Annotated in this window: 1 protein-coding gene; it reads right to left on the bottom strand. The window is 75.1% G+C overall.

The genetic code is table 11. The annotated features are described in order from the left end of the window. The coding region (locus tag LG634_RS37530) for an acyltransferase domain-containing protein (RefSeq protein ID WP_226741027.1) at positions 1-885 on the bottom strand (885 nt) is incomplete at both ends.

Below are 885 nucleotides of genomic sequence, written 5' to 3'. Positions count from 1 at the left end.
TGGAGCCGGCGGGTCGTGAAGCCCTGCTCCTCCAACCGCTTTGCCACGGCGAGCGTGGTCAGCAGGTCACCGGAGATCACGGTGGCGGCGGGCCCGTTCACGGCAGCGATCGCCACCCGGTCCGTGAGCCCGTCCAGCTCGGCTGCCACCTGCGCTTCGGGGGCCCGCACCGACACCATGGCGCCGCGCTCCGGCACCGCCTGCATCAGCCGGCCGCGGGCGGCGACCAGGGCCGCGGCGTCGGCGAGCGACAGGACGCCCGCCACGTGGGCGGCGGCCAGCTCGCCGATCGAGTGCCCCGCCACGAAATCCGGGGTCGCGCCGAGGTGTTCCACAAGGCGGAAGAGGGCGACCTCCAAGGCGAACAGGGCGGCCTGCGTGTACACGGTCTGGTCCAGCAGCTCCGCGTCCCGGTCGCCGCCGGCCTCGCAGCCGGTCCCGAACATCACGTCCTTGAGGGACTGCCCGAGGTGGACGTCGAGGTGCCTGCACGCGTCGTCGAGCGCCTGGGCGAACACCGGCTGGGAGTCGTACAGCTCGCTGCCCATGCCGATCCGCTGACTGCCCTGACCGGAGAACAGGAAGGCCAGGCCACCACCGGCCACGGCGCCGGTCACGATGCGCCGGGACGTGTCCCCGTCCGCCACGGCCGCAAGGTCCGCCAGCAGCCCGTCCCGGCTCTCGGCGAGCACCACGGCTCGGTGCTCCAGCCCGGCCCGGTGCACGGCGAGGGACAGCGCGGTCGCTGCCAGCCCCGGCCCGGGCGTCCCGGCCAGGTGGTCGTGTACGCGCCGGGCCTGGGCGCGCAGCGCCTCGGGCGTCTTCGCGGACAGCGGCACGGGCACGAGCGCCGGATGCTCCGCGGCGGTTGCTGCGGGACCGCCG

This window comes from Streptomyces bambusae, from assembly GCF_020532645.1.
In the GTDB taxonomy this organism is placed as follows: domain Bacteria; phylum Actinomycetota; class Actinomycetes; order Streptomycetales; family Streptomycetaceae; genus Streptomyces; species Streptomyces bambusae.
This window is presented reverse-complemented; position numbering and strand designations above follow the sequence as displayed.